At 41.2% G+C, this 22,052-nt stretch carries 21 protein-coding genes; 12 read left to right on the forward strand and 9 right to left on the reverse strand.

All coding sequences use genetic code 11. The features are described 5' to 3' along the window. The first annotated feature begins 17 nt into the window (after positions 1-17). Positions 18-1,964, forward strand: a complete 1,947-nt coding sequence (locus B4K11_RS18240; protein WP_292954375.1) for a M48 family metallopeptidase — start codon at positions 18-20, stop codon at positions 1,962-1,964. A 1-nt stretch (position 1,965) separates the two neighbouring features. Here the strand turns inward: B4K11_RS18240 and B4K11_RS18245 are convergent, their stop codons facing one another. The 6 genes from B4K11_RS18245 to B4K11_RS18270 form a co-directional block, all read right to left on the reverse strand. Continuing rightward, positions 1,966-2,472, reverse strand: coding sequence for a hypothetical protein (locus B4K11_RS18245; RefSeq protein WP_292954372.1), 507 nt, complete (start codon positions 2,470-2,472; stop codon positions 1,966-1,968). Positions 2,473-2,672: 200 nt separating this feature from the next. Beyond that, positions 2,673-3,035: a dihydroneopterin triphosphate 2'-epimerase gene (gene folX / locus B4K11_RS18250; RefSeq protein WP_292954369.1), complete on the reverse strand. Its 363-nt coding sequence runs from the start codon at positions 3,033-3,035 to the stop codon at positions 2,673-2,675. Positions 3,036-3,108: 73 nt separating this feature from the next. Next, positions 3,109-4,053: a sensor histidine kinase gene (locus tag B4K11_RS18255; RefSeq protein ID WP_292954366.1), complete on the reverse strand. Its 945-nt coding sequence runs from the start codon at positions 4,051-4,053 to the stop codon at positions 3,109-3,111. Next, a complete protein-coding gene (locus B4K11_RS18260; protein ID WP_292954363.1) occupies positions 4,053-4,589 on the reverse strand; it encodes a heme NO-binding domain-containing protein in 537 nt (178 codons plus the stop codon). The genes B4K11_RS18255 and B4K11_RS18260 overlap by 1 nt, the downstream gene beginning before the upstream one ends. 18 nt (positions 4,590-4,607) lie before the next feature. Next, positions 4,608-5,120 carry a response regulator gene (locus B4K11_RS18265; RefSeq protein ID WP_292954360.1) on the reverse strand — a complete coding sequence of 171 codons (513 nt, stop codon included), beginning with the start codon at positions 5,118-5,120 and terminating at the stop codon, positions 4,608-4,610. 10 nt (positions 5,121-5,130) lie between these two features. Further along, positions 5,131-6,474, reverse strand: a complete 1,344-nt coding sequence (locus B4K11_RS18270) for an HD domain-containing phosphohydrolase (protein ID WP_292954357.1) — start codon at positions 6,472-6,474, stop codon at positions 5,131-5,133. A gap of 254 nt (positions 6,475-6,728) precedes the next feature. Here B4K11_RS18270 and B4K11_RS18275 point away from each other — a divergent pair, with 254 nt between their 5' ends. From B4K11_RS18275 to B4K11_RS18300, 6 genes are all read left to right on the forward strand, one after another. Beyond that, the gene (locus tag B4K11_RS18275) at positions 6,729-7,322 is read left to right on the forward strand and encodes a response regulator (protein WP_292954354.1); all 594 of its coding nucleotides are present in this window, start codon (positions 6,729-6,731) and stop codon (positions 7,320-7,322) included. Positions 7,323-7,369: 47 nt separating this feature from the next. Continuing rightward, positions 7,370-9,370 carry an EAL domain-containing response regulator gene (locus B4K11_RS18280; protein ID WP_292954351.1) on the forward strand — a complete coding sequence of 667 codons (2,001 nt, stop codon included), beginning with the start codon at positions 7,370-7,372 and terminating at the stop codon, positions 9,368-9,370. 21 nt (positions 9,371-9,391) lie between these two features. Further along, positions 9,392-10,492, forward strand: a complete 1,101-nt coding sequence (locus tag B4K11_RS18285; protein WP_292954348.1) for an HDOD domain-containing protein — start codon at positions 9,392-9,394, stop codon at positions 10,490-10,492. Next, a complete protein-coding gene (locus B4K11_RS18290; RefSeq protein WP_292954345.1) occupies positions 10,489-11,313 on the forward strand; it encodes a phosphate/phosphite/phosphonate ABC transporter substrate-binding protein in 825 nt (274 codons plus the stop codon). Before B4K11_RS18285 ends, B4K11_RS18290 begins: the two co-directional genes overlap by 4 nt. 22 nt (positions 11,314-11,335) lie before the next feature. After that, a complete protein-coding gene (locus B4K11_RS18295; protein ID WP_292954342.1) occupies positions 11,336-12,967 on the forward strand; it encodes a sensor histidine kinase in 1,632 nt (543 codons plus the stop codon). 70 nt (positions 12,968-13,037) lie between these two features. Then, on the forward strand, positions 13,038-14,315 hold the full coding sequence (locus tag B4K11_RS18300; RefSeq protein ID WP_292954339.1) for an HD domain-containing phosphohydrolase: 1,278 nt from the start codon (positions 13,038-13,040) through the stop codon (positions 14,313-14,315). 210 nt (positions 14,316-14,525) lie between these two features. On the opposite strand, the gene B4K11_RS18305 is transcribed toward B4K11_RS18300, so the two are convergent. After that, a complete protein-coding gene (locus B4K11_RS18305) occupies positions 14,526-15,278 on the reverse strand; it encodes a pseudouridine synthase (RefSeq protein ID WP_292954336.1) in 753 nt (250 codons plus the stop codon). 258 nt (positions 15,279-15,536) lie between these two features. On the opposite strand from B4K11_RS18305, the gene B4K11_RS18310 reads away from it, so the two are divergent. Then, positions 15,537-16,097 carry a hypothetical protein gene (locus B4K11_RS18310; RefSeq protein WP_292954333.1) on the forward strand — a complete coding sequence of 187 codons (561 nt, stop codon included), beginning with the start codon at positions 15,537-15,539 and terminating at the stop codon, positions 16,095-16,097. 34 nt (positions 16,098-16,131) lie between these two features. On the opposite strand, the gene B4K11_RS18640 is transcribed toward B4K11_RS18310, so the two are convergent. Beyond that, positions 16,132-16,296 carry a diguanylate cyclase domain-containing protein gene (locus B4K11_RS18640; RefSeq protein WP_414689282.1) on the reverse strand — a complete coding sequence of 55 codons (165 nt, stop codon included), beginning with the start codon at positions 16,294-16,296 and terminating at the stop codon, positions 16,132-16,134. Positions 16,297-16,354: 58 nt separating this feature from the next. Then, positions 16,355-16,843 (reverse strand): Lrp/AsnC family transcriptional regulator, encoded by a 489-nt coding sequence (locus B4K11_RS18315; protein WP_292954330.1) that lies wholly within the window; start codon positions 16,841-16,843, stop codon positions 16,355-16,357. A gap of 508 nt (positions 16,844-17,351) precedes the next feature. On the opposite strand from B4K11_RS18315, the gene leuA reads away from it, so the two are divergent. The 4 genes from leuA to B4K11_RS18335 all read left to right on the forward strand — a co-directional run bounded on the left by leuA (position 17,352) and on the right by B4K11_RS18335 (position 21,780). Continuing rightward, positions 17,352-19,022: a 2-isopropylmalate synthase gene (leuA, locus tag B4K11_RS18320; protein ID WP_292954327.1), complete on the forward strand. Its 1,671-nt coding sequence runs from the start codon at positions 17,352-17,354 to the stop codon at positions 19,020-19,022. A 423-nt stretch (positions 19,023-19,445) separates the two neighbouring features. Beyond that, positions 19,446-20,015 (forward strand): hypothetical protein, encoded by a 570-nt coding sequence (locus tag B4K11_RS18325; RefSeq protein ID WP_292954324.1) that lies wholly within the window; start codon positions 19,446-19,448, stop codon positions 20,013-20,015. Between the two features lie 134 nt (positions 20,016-20,149). Continuing rightward, on the forward strand, positions 20,150-21,154 hold the full coding sequence (locus tag B4K11_RS18330; RefSeq protein WP_292954321.1) for a hypothetical protein: 1,005 nt from the start codon (positions 20,150-20,152) through the stop codon (positions 21,152-21,154). A 317-nt stretch (positions 21,155-21,471) separates the two neighbouring features. Then, on the forward strand, positions 21,472-21,780 hold the full coding sequence (locus tag B4K11_RS18335; RefSeq protein ID WP_292954318.1) for a hypothetical protein: 309 nt from the start codon (positions 21,472-21,474) through the stop codon (positions 21,778-21,780). Positions 21,781-22,052 lie beyond the last annotated feature (272 nt).

A 22,052-nucleotide genomic window follows, 5' to 3' on the forward strand; every position in this document is an offset into this window, starting at 1 on the left:
CTTTAGGTTAAAACAGAATGGATTTTTTTACACAACAGGATAAAGCGCGTAAGAATACTGGGCGACTAGTACTTCTGTTCTTGGTAGCTGTGTTTAGTCTTATTATGCTGACCAATATCCTTATAGGGCTTACTTTTTGGTTTGTGACCCAAGAGGAGAATGTGCAGCGCGGTATCAGTGTGATTTCATCTACGGACACCCGCACAATTGCGGGCCTGTTTTCTTGGCGTTCCTTTGGTTTAATCAGCCTTGCTGTTGGTGGCAGTGTTCTGTGTGCAATTCTATATAAATGGGCGCAACTCAGTGCAGGCGGAAAGGCTGTTGCTGAATCGCTCGGCGGGGTACGTCTCTATCCTAATTCAGATGACCCTAATCACCAGCAAGTATTAAATGTCGTAGAGGAGATGGCGCTGGCGTCAGGTATGCCAGTGCCTCCAGTTTACCTTTTAGAGCATGAGCTTGGGATCAATGCGTTTGCTGCGGGTAATACACCCGCGGATGCGGTGATAGGAGTGACTAAAGGTGCTGTAGAGCATTTCAAGCGCGATGAACTTCAAGGCGTTATTGCGCATGAATTTAGTCATATCTTAAATGGAGATATGCGCTTAAATCTTCGTTTAATTGCTTTACTACATGGCATTGTCTTTATTGGGATAATGGGTGAAATGCTTGCTCGGGGAAGTGGCCATCGTCGTTCGGATGGTCGAGCCGCCTTGCTTGGCATTGCCCTGATGTTTATCGGTTGGCTTGGTACCTTTTTTGGTAATCTGATTAAGGCTGCTGTAAGTAGACAGCGTGAGTTTTTGGCTGATGCGAGTGCTGTTCAATTTACGCGTAATCCCGAGGGGATATCAAATGCACTGAAGCTGATCGGTGGTTATGGTAGCGGCACTGAAATCAATGCTTCTCACCGTAGTGAGGTGAGTCATCTCTTCTTTGGCCAGGCGATCCAGCATCTGAGCAGTATGATGGCAACCCATCCACCGCTTGTAGATAGAATTTTAAAAGTTGATCCTGATTGGGATGGTAATTATCTTCACCGAACTCCACCTACGCGACAGCGTAAGCAAGAGGGTGATGAAGAGACGCGACAGCAAAAAAAGGAACGGTTTGTTGAAACGGTGATGACCGGTGCTGCTGTCACCGCTGGGGTCGACTCTCAAGACCTATTTTCTGGTAGTTCTGATCTAGATCAGTTACGCAATGAAATTGATGGCATACCCGCTGAATTGCATAAGCAAGCTCATGACCCTTTAGGTGCGATTGCAATATGTTACGCATTTCTGCTCCATGCAGAGCCTAGTTTGCAACAGAAGCAGTTGGTGTTGGTTGAAAAGAGTGGCTTCTCAGGTTTAGTGGAACTGACAAAAAAGCTGCATCCTTTAATTGAGCCTGTAGGCGTAGGCTCTCGCTTGCCGCTTATTGAACTGCTTTTACCTGCGCTGAAATGCATGTCTAAAGAACAATATGTTTCTTTTAAACGCACATTATTACTGCTCATACGTGCAGATAAAAGAACGGATCTATTTGAATGGTGTTTATATCAGCTTATCCGTCATTATTTGGTGGGTGAATTTGAGCCGCGTAAAGAGATTAAATATAAATTTAAAAAAGCATCTCAGGTGTCAGGTGAGTACCAGCTAGTATTATCACTACTTGCCCATTATGGTCATGAGAGTGAAGAGCTAGCTGAAAGGGCGTTTAACCGTGGAGCGGGATCAGCGGGTTTATATAACATAAGCTTGTTGTCTAAGAGCGAGTGTGATCAAGAAGGTTTTATTCAATCGGTTAACAAACTTAGTAGTAGTTACCCAGCTTTAAAACCCCGCTTACTCACGGGAATTAAAAACTGTATTTATCAAGATGGTGTGGTCAGTGCGCTAGAGCGCGAAATAGTGTCAACCATTGCTGTTGTTATGGATGCCCCCATCCCTTTGTTTTCTGAAGACGATACTAAAACATAATTTAGATGGCTGTGGCGCTCTTGGTATCTAAGCGCTCTAGTTCATGCTCAAGGTGCTCTGGGGAATAGTCTATGAATCTTCTCCCTTGAATTAGTCGGCTTAATGAGCGCCCTTCAAAGTGAACATAAACGCTATCATGTGAGCAGTGAAAGTTGATCTGTTCCCCTTGTTGATCGCGTTCAAAATGGCCATCGGCTGCGATCTTGTCCAATTGCACCACAACTTTGTATTTGTCTTCATGGTTGATCACGGTCGCAGGTATTGAATGGCCTTTTTCTAAAATAGTCACGCCTTCGCCCACGCGATAGTCGGCAAACATATCCTCTGCTTTGCGTTGTAAAAGTTCATCGATGACATCCACAAGAATTGAGGCGACGATATCATGCTCATTGAGAGGGCCAATTAAGGATTGGCTAAAGGCTCTATGGTCGTTTGAGGAGAACCATTGAGCGGCGTTTTCTTTATTTATTACTTCGCGAACAAGACAATTAATCTGGTTAATATCCATCTAACCCTCTCTCTGAGATATGTTTATCCATGTGTCCGAATATAGATCAAGGTTAGAAGGGAATGAGAAAAATACAAGAAATTGTATGAAATAAAGGCGCTGTTGTTAGGAGGTCTGAGTCGTTAGTTACGTTTTCAATTACTTAGTTTAGGCTGCACAGGGAGCACTCAACGGTAAATGCTAAGAGGGCAGGGGGCCCCTTAGTCTTTATTCCATTCAAGTGATAACGACACAGAATCAGCAAACCTTAGTGCGTGAGGCTTATCGATTGTAACTTTAGCGTATCGCGTCCAAGGGTGGACAGTACATATTTCTAGAACATCAGAAACGAGCTTTTCCAACAGCAAGAATCGACCTTCTTCTACATGCTGAATAATTTCTTTGGTAATTGTTTTGTAGTTAAGGGCCTTCTCGACATCATCATCTGCAAAGCCCTTACTAGCGGGGTATTGAATCTCAATATTAATGACAACATCTTGCTGCTTCTTCATTTCATCAGGATTAAAACCAATAAACGTACGTAGTCGAAGGTTAGTGATATTAATGATGGCGTTGCTAAGCATTAAGACAATTTCCTTTTTTATGGCTGTTGGAATTAGCGTGGACTTCCTTGGTGCCTCGCTTAAAAAGCTGAGACTAGTTTATCGGGAGTTTAATGGTAAAGGTAGTCCCTTCGCCTTCTATACTGCTGACACTTATTTCGCCATTATGATCTTTAATGATACCGTGAGCGATTGCTAGTCCCATTCCGGTGCCATCTCCGACTGGTTTAGTCGTAAAGAAAGGTACAAATATTTCTTTCTGTACGGCTTCACTCATGCCAGAACCATTGTCAGAAATTTTAATAACAATTTCAGAATCAATCTGATCGCTAGATATTGTAATAGTTGGACGTTTTTGATCTGCTGTTGCTTGCTTAGCATTGATAATTAAGTTGAGGAATACTTGATTTAATTCATTGGGGTTGCAAGATATATCTGGGAGTGGATTTAGGTTTAATTGCATATTAACTGAATTTTTTAGCTCGCTATGCAGTAGCTTAAGAGTGCTTTTTATGCCATCGACTAGCTTAGCTGTAGAACGGTCAGTTGATTGTGTTCGCGCAAAGCTTCGTAGGTTCATGACGATATCTCGAACCCGTGTTAGGCCTTCGACGGTATCCGTCATGAGTTCTGGAAGGTCTTCTTGAATAAACTCTATATCTTCTTCGTCGAATAGTTTCGTTAGTTTAGTTTGTGTGCCTTTTGGTAAGTCATTAGTCGCTTCTTGAATAAAAGAAACGAGTCGCGAATAAGACGTATGGTATTTCGTTAATGATTCAATATTACTTTTAACGAAGGCAAGGGGGTTGTTGATTTCATGAGCCATGCCGGCTGCTAGCGTTCCTAATGTGGCTAATTTCTCATTTTGTAGCATTACAGCTTGTTGCTTTTGTAACAAATCATAACTCTCTTGAAGGCGCTCATTCTTCAGAAAGAGTTCTCTTGATTTGTTTTCTAGGATCTCTTCTGCTTTTAAGCGGGCGCGCTTTTCACGTTCATATGCGGCTTCGTAAGCATTATTTTGTGTTTGTTCGTCCATTACAAAAACTTCACGATTAAATCGCAGTGATCAGAGCCTTTATGCATACAAACTGGGTGATCTATCGTAATTTGGGTGTCGTAATGGCTTGCTGCTCCACGAATGAGACCTTCTGCTAGGATGCAGAGCTTTCTTGGGGAACGGTATCGCATTAGTAAAGTATCATCGGCGCCATCTTCATATTCAAAGTCAGGCAAGTTAGGGTTTTCATAGAGCTTGCGAACTTCAATATGGATGACGTCATGAACACTTTTTAAAAAGCCTTTTAGTGTACTCTCCGCATCAATAAACATAGGGTTTCGATCGGCTAGCCCTTTAAATAAACGTTCGCCAAAGGCACCGACTAAGGTTTCGGCTGGAATACCAGTCTGTTTGGAAATGCAGTCGACTAGGCCAAATAAATCACTGTCAGGGTAGCTTTCACCTGCTGTATATATGCCCTCAAGCGCTTGGCTTTCAAGTATTTCATTCCACGCAAGCATACCGCACTGCTCTATAACCATTTCTTCAAGAACATTAAACACAACGCCTTTCATAACTAGCTCCTTAGTTTATTATTCTACCTCAACCCAGCCCATTTCATTTCTTCGCACTTTAGTAATGCCAGGACTCATCTGTTCGAGTAGTTTTTCATTCCACTGTATGAATTCAGCTTTAGTCATTGTTTTCTTTTTTAGGTACTGAAGTTGCCCCATATTCTGTTTGAATGCTATTAGTCCTTGTTCCATCTCTTGAGCTAATTGTTTGTTATCCCAGGGTTTATGTAGGAAACGGTTAATTTCTGCAATATTTATCGCATCCCCCATTGCTTGAATATCAGCCTGACCACTGAGCATGATTTTAAATGAGTATGGCTGCGTTTTATTGAATTGCCTCAAAAAGTCCACGCCATTCATTTCTGGCATTCGGTAGTCTGAAATAACTACCGGGAAAACTCCATACTTGGCGTAATCTAGAGCAGTTTCGGGATTGTTAAAAGCGATAACCCTCCAGTTTTTTCTTACAAGATGTCGTTGAAGTGCCTTCAGAACTTGAGTTTCATCATCAATGATCATGACATTTTTCATAGGGTGGCTCCTAAGTAAGAACAAAAATTTCTACAGGATTATTGTCAGCCGTTAGAAACTTGTTTAAACGCATCAATGAGTCAGCATTAAAAGTATGTCCTTCTGGCAGTAGTAATATATTGTTGCTGTTTAGCACGTCACGTGACAAAGACATGCCTGGGGTAATATCGCTGATTGCGATTATTCTCTCGTTTTTTGCCAGAGTATTATGATTAATTACGTCGATTACTTGAGGTAAAAGGTTAACAATCTGGGGATCATATTGTTGATTCGCACGCTGAGTAAGATATTCAATAGCCCCTTGTGAGCTGAGTCGCGCGGTATGTAGACGACCGGAGGTGGCATAGACATAGTCTCGGGCAACAGAAAGGATTCTTGAGCCTAAAGGTATTTCATCTGCGCTTAAGTGATTAGGGCAGCCCTCGCCTGAAAAAACTTCATGCTGATATAAGATAATAGTCGCTACATCCTTAAGAGGTGTGGCAGGGCTTAAAGCTAGATAAGCTTGCTGTGATGATGATTGATAGATCTTTTTAAGATCAATGGATAGTTCCTCAATAGGGGTATTCCATATCTCATCATTCATGCTTAGCATGCCGAGTTCACATAAAAGACCTGCAAGTTGAATGTCTTTAATTGCTTTGGGTGAATCCAGCATTTTATGGGCTATTTGCGAGCATAGTTCACTGATTATTAAAGAGGATTTACCACCTAAATACGGATTTAAGCTGATTAAATTATAAAATGAACGAATGGTGGCGTTTAGGTTATTTTTGATAACTGAATTAGCCGACTTTAACTTACCAAGAGTAGTGCGGATCTGTAGTGTTCTTTGTTTAACCTTTTCTTCTAGCGAATTATTTAACGACGCTAGTGAGCGGTTCTTCTTTTCAATTTCGCTGACTAAGCGGCGGTTTTCATTTTCTAGTATTAGCTTTTCAGAGCATTGTGAAACGGTGAGTAAGAGTTCTTCATTATTCCATGGCTTTTGTAAATAACAGGATATTTTTCCGCTATTAACAGCAGCTATTGTTGAACTCAGGTCAGAATACCCAGTCAGAAGTATGCGCACCGTATATGGGTAAGCTTTGGCTATATGGCTAAGGAATTCTGCGCCGTCCATCTCAGGCATTCTCATGTCTGAAATGATGATATCGATAGATTCTTTGCTTGCGATCTCAAGCCCTTCATGACCATTACATGCAGTGAAGATTCGATAATGTGGTGATCTTAGAAGACGCTTTAGTGCCTTCAGCACGCTGACTTCGTCATCTACACACAAAACACAGAGCTGACTATTCGAAAGCTTCAGTTCTGTTTTCTCACTGGAGAAGTGTGAGCTAATGGCTGTCATAAGTTGCCTCTTACTGTACATGCTGTGTCTGCTAAGGTCTCGATATAATATAGTCAAAATGCGCTAATGTCGCAAATGTCATTATGGTGTTATCTCGTTTTCCTTAAAAAACAATGGCTTATACTTTTAGTTCTATTTTTTGTTGCTGGTGTTAATGTTTTTGGTGACAAATGCGACATTTGTGCTATTCTTGTAACCATATTCATTTTAAGGCTAATTAAGGCTGAGTTTTAGTTAGATAAGGTGTTAAACCGATGAAAACCTTTTCAACCGGTGACATTGCAAAATACTGCGATGTGAACTTGAGAACAGTTATTCGATGGATAGATAAAGGAGAGCTCGAGGGCTTTAAGTTGCCTGGAAGAGGGAATAATCGAGTAACTGAAGAGGCATTTCTTGCCTTTTTACATCGCCACAATATTCCCGTGCCAGATGATTTAAGGGAAGTTGAAGTAGTTAATAGCAATCGGATCTTAATTGTTGATGATGAAGTGCAAATTGCCAAAGCTATTCAGCGTGTACTTCGAGGAGCAGGTTATGAAACTGCGCTAGCGCAAGATGGCTTTAGGGCAGGAAGTAGGCTAGTAAAAGATAAGCCGGCTTTAATGACATTGGATCTAAGTATGCCAGGGATTGATGGATATGAGGTGATTAAATTTGTGAGAGAAACCCCAGGGATTTGTCATACCCGCATATTGGTTATTTCGGCCTTGGAGGATGACAAGCTGCAGGAAGCATTAGAAGTCGGGGCGGATGCTTACTTGCAGAAACCGTTTGCAAATTCGGAACTACTCGCAAGCATTGAGAAAATGCTTGAGTCACCTCAGGGATTAATTGTTAATAACTAGATCCATGTTTGATTGTGAATTAATGGATAAACCAAAGGGCTTAGGTCATGGAAAAATCTCTCCTGCTTGTAGATGATGAATCATCAATATTAAGGTCACTTAAACGAATTTTCCATCGATCAGGTTTTCACGTCACTACCGCTAATAGCCCTGAAGAAGCCTTAGAACTTGTCGATAAACAGGCCTTTCCTGTCGTTCTGTCTGACTACCGTATGCCTCATAAAACTGGGGGTGAATTACTCATTGAGATCAAAGAAAAACATCCAGAGACCTTAGGTCTGATTTTGAGTGGTTACGCTGACCTAGAATCTGTTATTGCTGCATTAAATAGTGGCGCAGTGTATAAATTTTTAGAGAAACCTTGGAATGAATCTCAATTAATAGAAACGGTTGAAGATGCCTTTAAGCACTGGGAAACATCCCAAGATATTGAAGAAAAAGAGATATTGTCAACCTGCATAACAATAAACGAGATGGGCAGGGTTATTGCCGGAGGAATAGATTCTGGAGATTTTTTCAAGTGTAGTGATTTTCAATTGATAGGCTCTTCGTTAACTCAGCTCTTACCTTACCTTTCTATACGAGAGCAGCAAAATTTATGCTTATCCGATCCGGTTGAAATGGAAGTGATTGAACCTATTACTCAGGGTATCTTGAAGATTGTTTCAAGACCGGCAGCTTACCGTCGTTGGGAGTTTGAACTAACACTTATTCAATCGGGTTGTCATCATCCTATTAAAAAGAATAGAAATGGGAGTGGCGTGTCGGTTAAAACGATGTTTATGGACCATGTAGCACAGAGATTGAGTGGTGAAGAGGTTCAGACATTAATATATTTAGATATTCGTCATTTCCGCCATTTTAATGATAGTTTTGGCTATCAAAAGTCAGATGAATTACTGCAACATATCGCATCTATTTTTCATGATACGACCCCTGAAGGGGTTGAGTTTAGTCAGATGAATGGTGCAGATTTTGTGTTTTTAGTACCAAGAGTTCTTTCAGAGCAGTCAGCTTTAGATTTAATTGACTCTCTTATTTCCCCTTTTCAGCAGTTAATTGAGTTTGACAACCGTGAAGTGATGCTAACGTTTAGTGCAGGCTTTTCGGTAGCCCCCCACGATGCTAAACAACCAGAAAAGCTTATTCGGGCTGCTCAGATTGCGGCAAATTATAGTAAAGAGAAAGGCTTTAATTGTTATCCACGTTATCAAGATAAAATGGATTTTCGCCAAGACGATATGGTGAGTTTACAGAGTGAGTTGTGTCATGCGTTAAATCGAGAGGAGTTTTCACTCTATTACCAACCTAAGATTTCATTAAGGAGCGGTGAGATTTTAGGTGCTGAAGCGCTCATCCGGTGGCAGCATTCTGAAAGAGGAATGATCTCGCCGGACCGTTTTATCCCGCTGGCTGAATTAACGGGGTTAATTGGCCCCATTGGTGAGTGGGTGTTATCTACGGCAAGTATTCAAAGCGCCTGTTGGCAAAAAGAGGGATTGCCTAAATTTATTATGTCAGTGAATGTATCGGGGCGGCAGCTGACAGAACATGATCTTGTAGAGACGGTCAGGGGAATTATCGAGCGTAGTGGCTTGCTGCCAGAGTCTCTTGAGTTAGAAGTAACAGAAACATTTCTGATGCAAGATATTGAACACAGTATTACGGTGTTAGAACAGATTAAAAACTTAGGTGTAAAAATTGCCATAGATGATTTTGGAACAGGTTATTCCTCTCTTAATTATCTGACTCGCTTGCCTGTTGATACATTAAAGGTCGACCGGTCTTTTATATCAGAGCTTTCAGATACCGAAGAAAAAAATAGTCTCGTAAAAAATATGATCACTATGTCGCATGATTTGGGGTTAAGGGTTGTAGCCGAAGGTGTTGAGACTGTTGAGCAGTTAACGCACTTGCAGAAAATGAAATGCGATGAAGTGCAGGGCTATTATTTTAGTCCTCCAGTTACGGCAGAGAAGTTTAGAGAATTATTATCACAAAATTATTGGGGTGATATCGCTCATTCTAATAGTGTGGCTATACAGTAGGTGGATATGGAGGTCAGTACTATGAATGTGAATCAAGCGTCAGTTTATTTTCTCGATGATGAATCTCAAGTACTAGGAGCATTGCGACGAGCACTACGCTTACGTTTGAAAGGTTGGACAATGGTCTTTGAATCATCGCCAAGTAGAACGTTGGATTTGATGTCGCATTCAACACCTTGGGTTGTTGTAGTTGACAAAAAAATGCCTGAGATTGATGGGGCTGAATTCCTGAATGAAATTAAAACGTTATACCCTGATGCGGTTAGGGTCATATTGTCCGGTGATATTAGCCATGAAACGGTAGTGGAGTCTGCGGGTATTGCGCACTTGCTATTATCAAAACCTTTTGAGTTAGATGAAATCGTTGCGGTGATTGAAAGAGCCGTGTGCCTGCGCACTTTCCAGCTAGATGATGAATTACGTGCAGGCATTGGGAATATCGATAATTTACCTATACTGCCAGCTAATTATGATGCACTTGTTACCTATTTGAATTCTGTTGATGAACCCGATTATGTATGTGTAGCTGAGCTTATCAGTCATGATATAGCGGTACTTTCAAAAATTTTACAGTTAGCGAATTCAGCTTTTTTTGGGGCTGCTGTGCCTGCTTATTCCGCTCATGATGCAGTGGTTCGTTTAGGCCATGATTTAGTTCGTAAATTAGTACTGTGTTTTGAACTATATACCGCGAAAGGAGATTTGGATCTGCATAATCAGCTACTTAAAAGTTCTGAGCGAATAGCTGAAGGATGTGTGAAGCTAGCTACTGCATCACAATTAAGTAGAGAAGATACAGAACGAGCATATTTCACAGGGCTTTTACATAACATTGGTGAATTGGTTCTCGCAGGTCAAAATTCCAATATTAGTTCTGATCTTGCAGGTAGTTTTTTACTTAAGCTGTGGGGATTTGATCAACGTATTGTTGATGCCGTTCGTCATCAATCATCGCCGGGAAAAAACCAAGAGACAGACCCCGTTATCTATCAGCTTAATCTCGTGAAAACACTTGTTAAAGGTGACAGTAGCCTTATGGAGATGGATGTTTTTTTAGAAAGTTTAGATCCTAATTTACTTAAGAATGCTCAATTATCTGACTACGTCGGGAGTTTCTCATGAAAAATAGATTAGCTTATTTAGTTTTGATTACCTTATTAATATCACCTTCCGCTTGGGCTGATACTTTAAGTTTTGGCATTGTTCCACAGCAATCAGCCAAAAAGCTGGCTAAATTATGGACACCTATCAATGCTTATTTGAGTAAGAAAATCGGTGTAAAAGTCTTATTTAGTACTGCAAATGATATTCCTACGTTTGAAAAACGAGTATTGGCTGGGGAGTATGATATCGCTTACATGAATCCCTATCACTATACAGTATTTCATCAAAAGCCTGGTTATGAAGCGATTGCTAAGCAAAAAGACAAACAGATTAAGGGCATTATCGTTGTAGCAAAAGATAGCCCTTTGACCTCATTAGAAGAATTAACTAGCGAAACTTTAGCGTTTCCTGCTCCCGCAGCATTTGCTGCTAGTGTATTGCCTCGAGCAAAAATGGCTAAAGATGGAATCGATATTACGCCTAAGTATGTATCATCCCATGATTCAGTCTATCTAACGGTTTCACGAGGCCTATTCCCCGCAGGTGGAGGCGTAATGAGAACGTTTAATAACACAGCGCCAGAAGTTAGAGAAGGTCTTCGCGTTTTATGGAGTACACCTGGTTATACCCCTCACGCAATTGCCGTGCATCCAAGGCTTTCACATGACCTAAAAACTAAAATTCAGCAAGCGCTACTGGGTATGAATGATGATCCTGAAGGGCAGGAGCTTTTAGCATCGATCAATTTTAAAGCTTTAGCGATGGCTGAGGATAAAGATTGGGATGATGTAAGGGAGCTAAATATTAAGCTGTTAGAGCATCTCTTGTTAGCTGAATAGTGGTTTAGAAAAGGGATTTATTGTGTCATTACGACTTAAAACCATTTTAGGGATCGCTATTATTGAGGCAATCTTATTGTTGCTCTTAATTTCTATGACATTGGATTATTTAAGAGAGACAAACTATGAAGGCCTCATTAAACGTGCATCGACGACTGCAACGTTGTTTGCGACGACGTCTAAAAATGCTGTTTTGAGCTATGACTTAGCCTCATTAGAGTCATTTGTGAATGAAGTTTTGAAAAACCCTGATCTAGTTTATGCCAGAGTGTTGGGGCCGGGAGGGCAGGTTTTTGCTGAAGCCGGTGATAAAAATGCTTTAGCAACTCCTTTCCATTCAGATACAGAAGTTGAAACCGTTCATGACAGTATTTTTGATACCTTTGCTGATATTAGCGAAGGTGGTGAAACCTATGGTCGGGTTGAAATTGGGCTAGATATAAAAAGTTTAAAATCAACAATTGATGAGGCCCAGAATAAGAGCGCCACTATTGCTGCATTAGAGATGAGCTTAGTGGCGTTGTTTTCCTTAATCTTAGGTACTTATCTAACGCGTCAACTTAAGTTCCTCAGTGCTGCCGCTAAATCTATTTCCTCAGGTGACTTAGGGGTGCAAATTCCAGTAAAAGGGCAGGATGAAATTGCTGAAGTGGCGCATGCATTTAATGCAATGGCTTTTAGTTTAAAAGAGGTAAGTGAACGAAGAGATGAGGTTGAAAGCCAGCTGAAAGAACTGAACCGTTCCTTGGAAGAGCGCGTATCCCAACGTACTGAAGAACTCGTCTTAAAAAATTCAGAACTTGAACATGCCAATCGTGAGATAAAAGATGCGCAAGCCAAACTGCTGCAATCGGAAAAAATGGCTTCAGTGGGTGTGCTTGCTGCCGGTGTTGCTCATGAAATTAATAACCCACTCGGTTTTGTGATAAGTAACCTAACTACATTAGAAAACTATGTGAATAACTACCGGGTATTGGTAGCGGAGTATCAAAAGCTATTTGAACTAAAAGATTCAATGGCGCGTAAGGAGCAGTACCTGAGGATACAGCAGAGCATTAACGATTTTGATTTAGAGTTCATGAATGAAGATTTGACGGAGCTGTTGCGTGATACACAAGAGGGATCCGTTAGGGTTAAAGATATTGTTAAGGGCCTCAAAGCGTTTTCACATGTCGATCAATCAGATGAGATGCAGTTAGCAGATATAAACGAGTGCATAACTACGACTTTAAAAGTAGCAAATAATGAACTCAAATATCACTGCCAACTTGATTTGCAGTTGGGTGAGCTTCCTAAGACGTATTGCTTACCGGGTCAGATTAAACAGGTATTGTTAAACCTATTTATGAATGCGAGCCATGCAATACAAGAAAAAGGTGTAATAAACGTATCTAGTTCTCTCGAGGGTGACAATATAGAGATCAGTGTCCGTGATAATGGTTGCGGTATACCGAAAGAGAGTATCAGTAAATTGTTTGACCCGTTCTTTACGACGAAACAGGTAGGAGAGGGCACAGGGCTTGGTCTTGCAATCTCTTACGGTATTATCGTAGATGAGCATAAGGGTGATATTCGTGTTACTAGTGTAGAGGGGGAAGGCACTTGCTTTACAGTTGTTCTTCCGCTGAAACCGAATCTGTCGGATCCTACCTAAAGTGACGATTAATGGATGAAACTGTTTTTCTCAGTAGTTGAGAGCGATTAAATTAGGGATGCATTAAACGATGGAATATAAAGACAACAGTATTCTTTTAGTGGACGACGAGCCTGCGGTATTAAGTTCGCTCAAACGTTTGTTACGTGTATTTAAATGTAAAATAATCACTACAGTTTCACCTATTGAAGCGCTAGAGCTATTAAAGAATGAACCGGTTGATATTGTGATCAGCGATATGCGTATGCCTGAGATGGGAGGGGAGTGCTTTTTAGAGAAAGTTGCAGCGCTGTACCCTGAAACCGAGCGTATTGTTATTTCAGGTTACTCTGATGCCCAAGCGACTATTGATGCAATTAACCGCGGCAAGGTTAGTCGTTTTATGTTGAAACCATGGGAGGACGAAGATGTTCTCAAAATGGTTAAAAAAGGGTTTGAACTTGCTATTCTGAAGCAGGATAACCAACGTTTAACGACTGAAGCTCACGAAAAAAACCGAGAGCTTGAGGAGCTGAACATCTCCTTGGATGAGAAGGTCCAAGCGAGGACTGATCAGCTTAAGCACGCTAATGCGCGTATAAAAAATAGTTATCGTTCAGTTGTTCGCATGTTTTCGTCTCTAACGGCTAGGCGGTTAGGTGTAAAAGCTTCTAAACAGCACCATATATTAAATCGAATTTTAGTAACCGTAGGCTCGCGTTTAGGCTTAGCCGGAGTTGATTTAAAGCAGCTTTATTATGCGTGGCAGCTACGACAAATAGGTAAATTAAGTTTTTCAGATGACCTTTTAAAAACGCCTTACCTAAAGTTAGAGCCGGTGCAACAGCGAGAGTATGAAACCCACCCCTTGTTAGCTCAAGCAGCAAGTTTAATGGTTAAACCTCTGTTTCCTGCAGGCCAGATAATTTTGCAGCACAAAGAGTATCTAGACGGCACAGGCTATCCGAAGGGCTTAAAGGGAGAGGAAATTAGCCTAAGAGCTCAAGTACTTTGTGTCGTAACTGATTATGTAGAACTGGTATCTGGGTCCTATGATGAGCGTCAATACAGCACTACCGAAGCGATCGGGTATATGCAGAATACGGCCCCGGAGCGTTATAACCAAGAGGTTGTGGGCATTTTAGCTGAAGTGAGTGAGTTACTCGGTAAGTCAGGGGATATGCTGAGTGATAAAACGATTCATACGGATCAACTTAGAAAGGGAATGAAGTTGAGTCGTGACTTAATTAGTGAAGAGGGAATTCTGCTGCTAAGTGCTGATCAACTGTTAGATGACATAGCCATTGAGCGAATTAGAGAGATTGAGTTTAACCTAGAAGAAACGTTTGAAGTGTACATCTCAGATTAAAATGCGGGTACGCGTAGTTTTTCAGGTATTAGGGAGTTCTCATCTTTTTAAACAGTGCTTAACGAGACCTATTTCGTGCTCTCGCTAACGGGTCTTCTATTTTAAATAGCGTTTGTTGCTCTATGTTATCGGTGAGCTTTAGCGCTAGATTAATAAAAGCTATTGTATAAGATCGGGGCGAGTAATTCAGGTCAAATAGCTCTGGTCAATTTATTGATGGGTAAAGGCATCTATCTCTTCAAGGGTTAAAAAACGCCATTGGCCTTCCTTGACATCCAAATGAATAGGGCCGATTTGTTCACGATGTAACTGCAACACTTTATTACCGACTGCGGCAAACATACGCTTTACTTGATGGAAGCGTCCCTCTGTAATTGTTAGCAGTACTTCAGTTCTCTTGTTTTCAGTAGCTTTAACTTCATTGCTTTTAAAGTCTGTGCTTTTAACCTCAGAGCTTTCAACGACAGTCAGTTTTGCGGGGCGCGTCGGTTTTTCCTCTCCTTGGAGCAATATACCTTGGGTAAGTGCTAATTCCGCCTTTTCAGTGAGTGGCGAGCGTAAGCGAACTCGGTAGACCTTTTCACATAAATAATTAGGTTGCGTAATTTGATAGGACCAGCGGCCATCATCCGTGATTAAAACAAGCCCTGTAGTATCTGCATCAAGGCGTCCGGCAATGTGCAGTTCTGAGGCTTTATCTATACTGATGTAATTAAATAGGGAAGGGTAGGCTTCATCAATATTAGAGCAGATTGTATTCGCAGGCTTATGCATAAGAATGTAGCGTGGAGGCCGAGGTCTGAGTTCAACCCCCTTAAGTGTAATTAAATTGTTCTCATGAACTTGCACTCTCGGGTCATGAATCGCGGAACTGTTTACGTATACCTGCCCGGTTTTTATCGTTTGTGTTGCCTGTTCTTTACTGAGGTCAGTGCTTCTACAGATAAATCTATCTAGGCGCATGGGCGGGTATCGTATTACAAGAATGAAGGAATTGAGTCGTTATTATCTATTCAGGACTGTTATCTATTCAAGACTATTATTTCTAAACTGAATCTCTCGAATAGAAAACCCTGCGTTAGAGAGTATTGCTATGAATAGTAGCGTATGATCCCTGTTTTTATGTACCGCCCTTGATAGCTATCCAGACGGTTGCTTTGCAGTCCTTCACTTTGGCCATCTTTGCGCCTAATACGACCTGAATTTACACTGGAGATAGCGATGCCTAATTGTAATTTTTATGCGGCAGATAATGATTTTAAAATGATTTTGGATCTCATTTTTAATGAGCTGAAATGTAATGTTTATCAAAAATACTCTGAACCGGATACGGAATTAGTACAGTTTCATAATAGTGCAGAGGTGATTAAGTATTATCAGCTTAATAATTTCTCTTCGCAGTTAGGCAAAACAGCGACATTGATGTTGTGGCCTACTGAAGCGTCGGATAACTTCGTTATTACACAGCAGGTTGTGACGTCTCGAAAGTTTAAAGGTGCAACACGCTATCGTGCGGAAGGTTGGGGCCTTATTCAGTTAGAACTTAAGAGTAATAGTGTGAAAGGGCTGAATGCTAGCCAAACCAATAACAGCACTGAAAAACGTGCGAAAGCTTGGGAACCTAAAAGCCAAGATAGCCTTGGTTTAGTTGAAGAGTGGAAATGGAATGTGGTTGTCCGCACAGCTAAAAAGTTGAATGACTACATCTTGAATAAATCGAATAAAAAAGTTGGCTCTGTTGCAGTCATGCCTTGCGCTGAGAAACTCGCTTTGGCTGAATAAGTAAGAAGGGGAGAGAGCGTTCTATTTAGGTTCCTTAGTTAGGCATGAGTTTTACATTGTTCCTATTTAAATCTTTTGCTTGATAGAGCGCTTGGTCCATTCGTGAGAAGATACTGTCACCATTATCGTGAGTATTAAATTCGGTGACGCCAAAGCTACAAGTGACTTGTATGTTTTGATGGCTTCTAAGGTCATAAATATATGACTAATCTCACCGTGTGAAGCCTAGTGTGGAAATTACCCTGATTCAAAAAATCTCAACGCTCAACGTAATCCAGTGGCATAGCGGTGCTGTCCACGACTTTACGCATAATAAACGCGGATTTAACCCCCGTTACGCCGCGTATACGGGTGATTTTCCCTAACAAAATATCTTGGTATCTATCCATATCGGGCACCGCTACTTTCAGTTGGTAGTCAGCGTCGTGCCCTGTAATGAGGTAGCACTCCATCACTTCGGGCAGTGATTGAATCGTACGCTCAAACTCCTCAAATCGCTCAGGGATATGTTTATCCATACTGATATGCAGTAGAGCGAACAGATTAAGATCGATCGCCTTCTCATTTAAACGAAAGACCCTGTCACGAATAACCCCGGACTCTTCCAATGCTTTCACTCTGCGTGAGCAAGGAGCCGCGGTTAAACCGACCCGATCGGCCAGATCTTGATTGGAGAGGTCGCCGTTCTCTTGTAACTCGTGCAATATTTTTAGATCAAAGCGGTCAAGTGAGACAGAAGATTTCATGGTTTTTATCTTGATAGCAATTATTGTTGAGTATTTAGAATAATTGCTTTTGTTTAATTGCGCAAATTGTTAAAAGTTGGCTGATTAAGAACGGTAATTGCGCACAATGCGCTATAAACTTATCTTCATCGGTTGAGAACTTATTTAAAGGCAATTTTAAGGACGTAGAGAAAGCGAACTTAAAGCAAGTTTTAAATAGGGAGGTTATAAATCACATACCAATCAGTATGTGAGGGAGCAATCACCAAAAGTGAGCGTCACCAGCCAAACAGGGTTTATCGAACTCTCTCTCAGTGTCACAAGCGCAAGCTGATTAGAACGACCTGCTAAAAAAGAATCGGCTAAGAAAACACCGGATTCAATACCCCGCTGTCTTGTTTGTTATCAATCTAGACAGTGGGTTTAGCACGCCCTTCATACAAAAAATTAATCATTAGGTTTTAATCGATCTAATAGATAGCACTACTAAATAGACAGCACTACTAATAGCACAGCATAGGAAAGCGTTATGTTTGATCATCGCAAATATCGTCGTTTTGAAACTGTCCGTTTGACTGACCGTACATGGCCAGATCAAGAGATAAATAAAGCACCAGATTGGTGTAGTGTGGATCTGCGAGACGGCAATCAGGCGCTGATCAACCCTATGTCAGTTGAACAAAAAACTAAAATGTTCACGCTATTGGTTAAGCTTGGTTTTAAAGAGATCGAAGTCGGTTTTCCCTCGGCATCTCAGCCAGATTTTGATTTTGTGCGTAAATTGATCGAAGAGAAGCGCATTCCTGAAGACGTAACCATTCAGGTGTTAACGCAAGCACGGGAAGCGTTGATCAAACGTACCTATGAAGCGTTAGACGGTGCGAAACGCGCGATTGTACATGTGTATAACTCCACCTCGGTTGTACAGCGTGAACAAGTTTTCAATATGAGCCGCGATGAAATCAAAACGATTGCTGTTCAGGGGGCATCATGGGTGCGAGATTATGCGGCTCAATACCCTGCAACCCAATGGCAGTTTCAATACTCCCCCGAAAGCTTTACCGGCACAGAGATGGATTACGCCGTAGAGGTGTGTGATGCCGTCATTACGCAATGGAAACAAACAGCCGATCAGAAAGTTGTGATTAACCTACCGGCGACGGTAGAGATGTCGAGCCCCAATGTATTTGCCGATCAGGTTGAATACTTTTGCCGCCACTTAAAACAGCGCGATCAAGTACGTATTAGCCTACATACCCATAATGATCGGGGTTGTGGTGTTGCCGCTGCTGAATTGGGTGTAATGGCCGGTGCAGACCGTGTCGAAGGCACGCTGATGGGTAATGGCGAGCGCACTGGTAACATGGATATCATCACCATGGGTATGAACTTGTACTCACAAGGGATCGATCCTGAATTGGATTTCTCGGATATTCCAGAGATTATCGAAGTTGTAGAATACTGTAATGAGCTTCCTGTTGCCGCACGTCACCCGTGGGCTGGTGAACTGGTTTATACCGCTTTTTCTGGAAGCCATCAGGATGCGATTCGTAAATCCGTTAACTATCACAAAGAGCACAATCAACTGCACTGGGATGTGGCCTACTTGCCGATCGACCCGCGTGATATTAGCCGTGAATATGAAGCGGTTGTACGTATCAACAGTCAAAGCGGAAAAGGCGGCGTCGCACTGGTACTAGAGCGTGATTTTGGTATTGAGCTACCTAAATGGATGCACACGCCTTTAAGTAAAAAAGTACAAAGTGCCGCAGAGGAGCAAGGGATAGAGGTATCGCCGAGCTCTATTAAAGCGATCTACGAACAATCTTTTGTAACGGTGGCACCTCAGTGGCAGTTAAGTGATTACGAACTGCATACAGAATCAAGCCAAGTCACTGCCCAGTTCACGATTGGCAGCACCCAATTTTCAGGCAAAGGCGCAGGCGCTTTAGAAGCTCTTTGCGATGCGCTAGCGTCCGAATACCGCTGCACCATTGAGGTTAGCCAGTTTGACGAACATTCAATTGGGGCAGGAACCGATGCGCAAGCGCTGGCTTCAATTTGTGTCGCGATTAATGGTGCTGTGGAATATGCGGTAGCGACTAATGAGGATACTTCGGCTGCGGCGCTTCAAGCGATGTTGACGGCGTTTAGTCGCGGACGGGTTGGTGCGGAGAAGGAAGCAGAAAGGGTGGCTTGAGTTAGTTTTCGGAGATAAGGATATATCTTAGATAAATAGAGCCTGCTTTTTTGTGAAAGCGGGCTTTTTTGTGTTTGGGGTCTGTTTTGGGTTTGAGGCTTAATTCTCAGTAAGTCATATTTAGTCTAGGTGTGCGTCTAAAGAGGTAGCTGGGTTTGTTGTTTTGACAGCCTTGTTGCGTTACAAATGTATGTAAATTAGACAGATGGAAGTCGGGCGAGGGTCGAGTTACGGAGCCTTTGTGAGAAGAGCATGTAGATCAATTGATTTACAGCATGCGCGGTTTGTCAGGGAAGGTGTCTGTGTTTTTCTATAGTTTTTCCTTCCTTTTCAAAATGTTATGTTTGGTTTTGGTTTATTGCGGGGTGGGTACACGGAGCCCTGTGTATGCAAATGTTATGCATTTCGAGAGTACAGGTGTACATGGAACATTTAGTAAAAATAATAGATTCAGTCGTATGGCCAATTGCGGCTGTTTGGCTTGGTTATATATTTAAAGGTGAACTTAGGGCACTTCTTGGAAGAATGTCTCAGTTTAAATATAAAGATGTAGAAGCAAAGTTTGATAAACAACTTAATAAAGCTGAAATTACAGCAAGTAATTTGAAAAAAGAGCTTCCAAAAAATTGGGAGAAGGCAACAACTCGAGCTGCTTTAACTCAATATGAACAATTTAAACGTATAGCAGAGGCATCGCCAAGAGCCGCAATCCTTGAAGCTTGGTTAGATGTCGAAATTGCTGTTTCTGCGGCAGCTGAAAAAGCTGGTCTTGAATCTAATCCGCGATCACCCGCTTTGCTTGCTGAACATTTAATAGCATTGAAGCATATCCCAGAAGAAACATTGTCGGTGTTCCACAGTTTGAGAAAACTAAGGAATCAAGCTACACATATGCCTGATTTTACTCTTACAGAGGAAGAGGCTGAAAGGTATTTAGACTTAGCATTAAAAGTGGCAAATACATTCCGAAGCTATGCCGTAAAAAATGTCTAAAAAGCTGTTCAAGTGGGATAAATAACGGTTGGCTGGTTCTGCTTCGTTATACATTTGAGCCAACTACAGGGCGTTAGGCATCCGTAACATCAAGTTGCTTTGCAACACGAAAAAGTTATTTAAGTTGTGAATATATGGATATTTTAAAAGAAATTAAGAATAAAATTGACTTAGTTAATGAAGGAGATCGGCCTAATGGAATTAAGGCGGTTCTAGTTCATATAGAAGTATCGGAAAGGTATTACGGCTTAGGCCTTGAAGGTAGCGACTATTATTTTACTGATGTTGTATATAGAACAAACCATGCTTTTGAAGGAATTTTGAAAGAAGCCTATGAAATCCTAGAGGACCAAAACGCTTCAAGAAAAACACCTTACGAAATAGAACAGTATTTGTCCGAGAGTTCCATACTTAATGGACGTGTGATGGCATTATTTTCTAACTATAGACAGAACTGGAGAAATCCATCAACTCACGATTACCAGCTTTCATTTGATAGTCATGAAGCATTTATGGCGATTGTTACTGTTTCATCGTTCGTAAACATACTACTAGATCAAATTGTTGAAAAACTATCCTTTAAATCAACATTAAGAAGAACTGCCAGTTTTATTGAATCCGAAAAGAAATCTTTGGAACATTATACTGAATTAAGCTTCTTTAAAAAGTTGGTTGAAGTCTTAAAGAGCTATTCGTCGTTCTATATCAGGAACCATGAAAGTCTCTCAAAATATCCTGAAGCTGAGCTGTTGGGGTCATTATCAGGTTATGTCTCTTCTTTTGAACCGAACTGGACGTTATCAACTAACGAAAAAATAGAAATAGGTAGTAGCAGGGTATATATCGATTTAGTTGTATCTGATAGTCAAGAAAAAGTGATAGTTGAACTGAAACGGGGGAGGGACTATAGCGCATTCTATGATCACATTAATACTGCCGAAGAGCAGGTTAAAAACTATATGTCCGCAAGCGGAATAGAGTGTGGGATTGCGTTCTATACTCCAGTTAAAACTGATGATGAAATAATTACTACCAATGAGCTAGGCAAGGCTGACAGCCTAGTTATCATTCACTCTGTGCCACCGGGTGCTATACCTACAAAAGAAGAAATAGAGGAAATGGATAGGTTCTACGAATAAAGAATAAAGTAAGAAGAGACAGGCACTCTTCAAGAAGAGCTATTAGTTTCTAATTCGATGCATGTGTATTTCTTCGGTTGTTAGGTAGGATTGGTTAGGTGGGTGGTTTAAGAAGCTATTTGTGCGTTTAGGTCCTTTTTAGCTCGATAGCCTTCCTCAGCGGTTTAGCTGATTCCTTTTGGCTGCTGGTGGTTCTTCTTTTTTATTCTTCAGGGTTTAGAGGAGAATAAGAAGGGACAGACACTTTTCAAATAGTAGAATGTCAGAATTTGGAAGTGTTTATACTTCCGTAGACACTACCGGAGTTGTTTTGAGTGATGGGCAATAATAAAAACTATTTGGTTTGGGGCATAGGTATTCTTTTCTTTATCATGTTCCCCATAGTCGCTGGCTACTCCGTAGTTCTTTTTGATGGGGAATGGTTTGTTTTCTTAGGTTTGTATGTATTTTTCTTTCATTGGGTGGTTAATATTTTACTAGGAAAAAATATTACCTTACCGTATGGAGGAGAAGAATTAATTGCTGGGAGTAATTCGGTGATACGAACTATTGTTTTTTTACTGTCATTATCAATGTGTGGAGCAGTTATGGTGGCTGTTGTAAATCAGTTAAATAAGTCAGGATAAGAAGGGACAGGCACTTTTCAAGAAATAAGAAGGGACAGGCGCTCTTTAAGAAGGTCTGTGAATTTCTAATTCGATGCATGTGAAATTAGAAGGGACAGGCGCTCTTCAAGAAGGTCTGTTAATTTCTAATTCGATGCCTGGAGATAAGAAGGGACAGGCACTCTTCAAGAAGAGCTATTAGTTTCTAATTTGATGCATGTGTATTTTTCCGAAGATAAGAAGGGACAGGCACTCTTCAAGAAGAGCTATTAGTTTCTAATTTGATGCATGTG

The organism is Neptuniibacter sp. UBA6509 (assembly GCA_002435145.1).
Lineage (GTDB): Bacteria > Pseudomonadota > Gammaproteobacteria > Pseudomonadales > Balneatricaceae > Neptuniibacter.

What these genes read in the sequence shown, in the direction of transcription:
- B4K11_RS18245 (WP_292954372.1), bottom strand. Translation starts at nt 2,472, where the DNA reads ATGGATATTAACCAGATTAATTGTCTTGTTCGCGAAGTAATAAATAAA.
- B4K11_RS18260 (WP_292954363.1), bottom strand. Translation starts at nt 4,589, where the DNA reads ATGAAAGGCGTTGTGTTTAATGTTCTTGAAGAAATGGTTATAGAGCAG.
- B4K11_RS18275 (WP_292954354.1), top strand. Translation starts at nt 6,729, where the DNA reads ATGAAAACCTTTTCAACCGGTGACATTGCAAAATACTGCGATGTGAAC.
- B4K11_RS18310 (WP_292954333.1), top strand. Translation starts at nt 15,537, where the DNA reads ATGCCTAATTGTAATTTTTATGCGGCAGATAATGATTTTAAAATGATT.
- B4K11_RS18270 (WP_292954357.1), bottom strand. Translation starts at nt 6,474, where the DNA reads ATGACAGCCATTAGCTCACACTTCTCCAGTGAGAAAACAGAACTGAAG.
- B4K11_RS18255 (WP_292954366.1), bottom strand. Translation starts at nt 4,053, where the DNA reads ATGGACGAACAAACACAAAATAATGCTTACGAAGCCGCATATGAACGT.
- B4K11_RS18280 (WP_292954351.1), top strand. Translation starts at nt 7,370, where the DNA reads ATGGAAAAATCTCTCCTGCTTGTAGATGATGAATCATCAATATTAAGG.
- B4K11_RS18315 (WP_292954330.1), bottom strand. Translation starts at nt 16,843, where the DNA reads ATGAAATCTTCTGTCTCACTTGACCGCTTTGATCTAAAAATATTGCAC.
- B4K11_RS18305 (WP_292954336.1), bottom strand. Translation starts at nt 15,278, where the DNA reads ATGCGCCTAGATAGATTTATCTGTAGAAGCACTGACCTCAGTAAAGAA.
- folX (WP_292954369.1), bottom strand. Translation starts at nt 3,035, where the DNA reads ATGCTTAGCAACGCCATCATTAATATCACTAACCTTCGACTACGTACG.
- B4K11_RS18300 (WP_292954339.1), top strand. Translation starts at nt 13,038, where the DNA reads ATGGAATATAAAGACAACAGTATTCTTTTAGTGGACGACGAGCCTGCG.
- B4K11_RS18290 (WP_292954345.1), top strand. Translation starts at nt 10,489, where the DNA reads ATGAAAAATAGATTAGCTTATTTAGTTTTGATTACCTTATTAATATCA.
- B4K11_RS18265 (WP_292954360.1), bottom strand. Translation starts at nt 5,120, where the DNA reads ATGAAAAATGTCATGATCATTGATGATGAAACTCAAGTTCTGAAGGCA.
- B4K11_RS18325 (WP_292954324.1), top strand. Translation starts at nt 19,446, where the DNA reads ATGGAACATTTAGTAAAAATAATAGATTCAGTCGTATGGCCAATTGCG.
- B4K11_RS18335 (WP_292954318.1), top strand. Translation starts at nt 21,472, where the DNA reads ATGGGCAATAATAAAAACTATTTGGTTTGGGGCATAGGTATTCTTTTC.
- B4K11_RS18240 (WP_292954375.1), top strand. Translation starts at nt 18, where the DNA reads ATGGATTTTTTTACACAACAGGATAAAGCGCGTAAGAATACTGGGCGA.
- B4K11_RS18330 (WP_292954321.1), top strand. Translation starts at nt 20,150, where the DNA reads ATGGATATTTTAAAAGAAATTAAGAATAAAATTGACTTAGTTAATGAA.
- leuA (WP_292954327.1), top strand. Translation starts at nt 17,352, where the DNA reads ATGTTTGATCATCGCAAATATCGTCGTTTTGAAACTGTCCGTTTGACT.
- B4K11_RS18285 (WP_292954348.1), top strand. Translation starts at nt 9,392, where the DNA reads ATGAATGTGAATCAAGCGTCAGTTTATTTTCTCGATGATGAATCTCAA.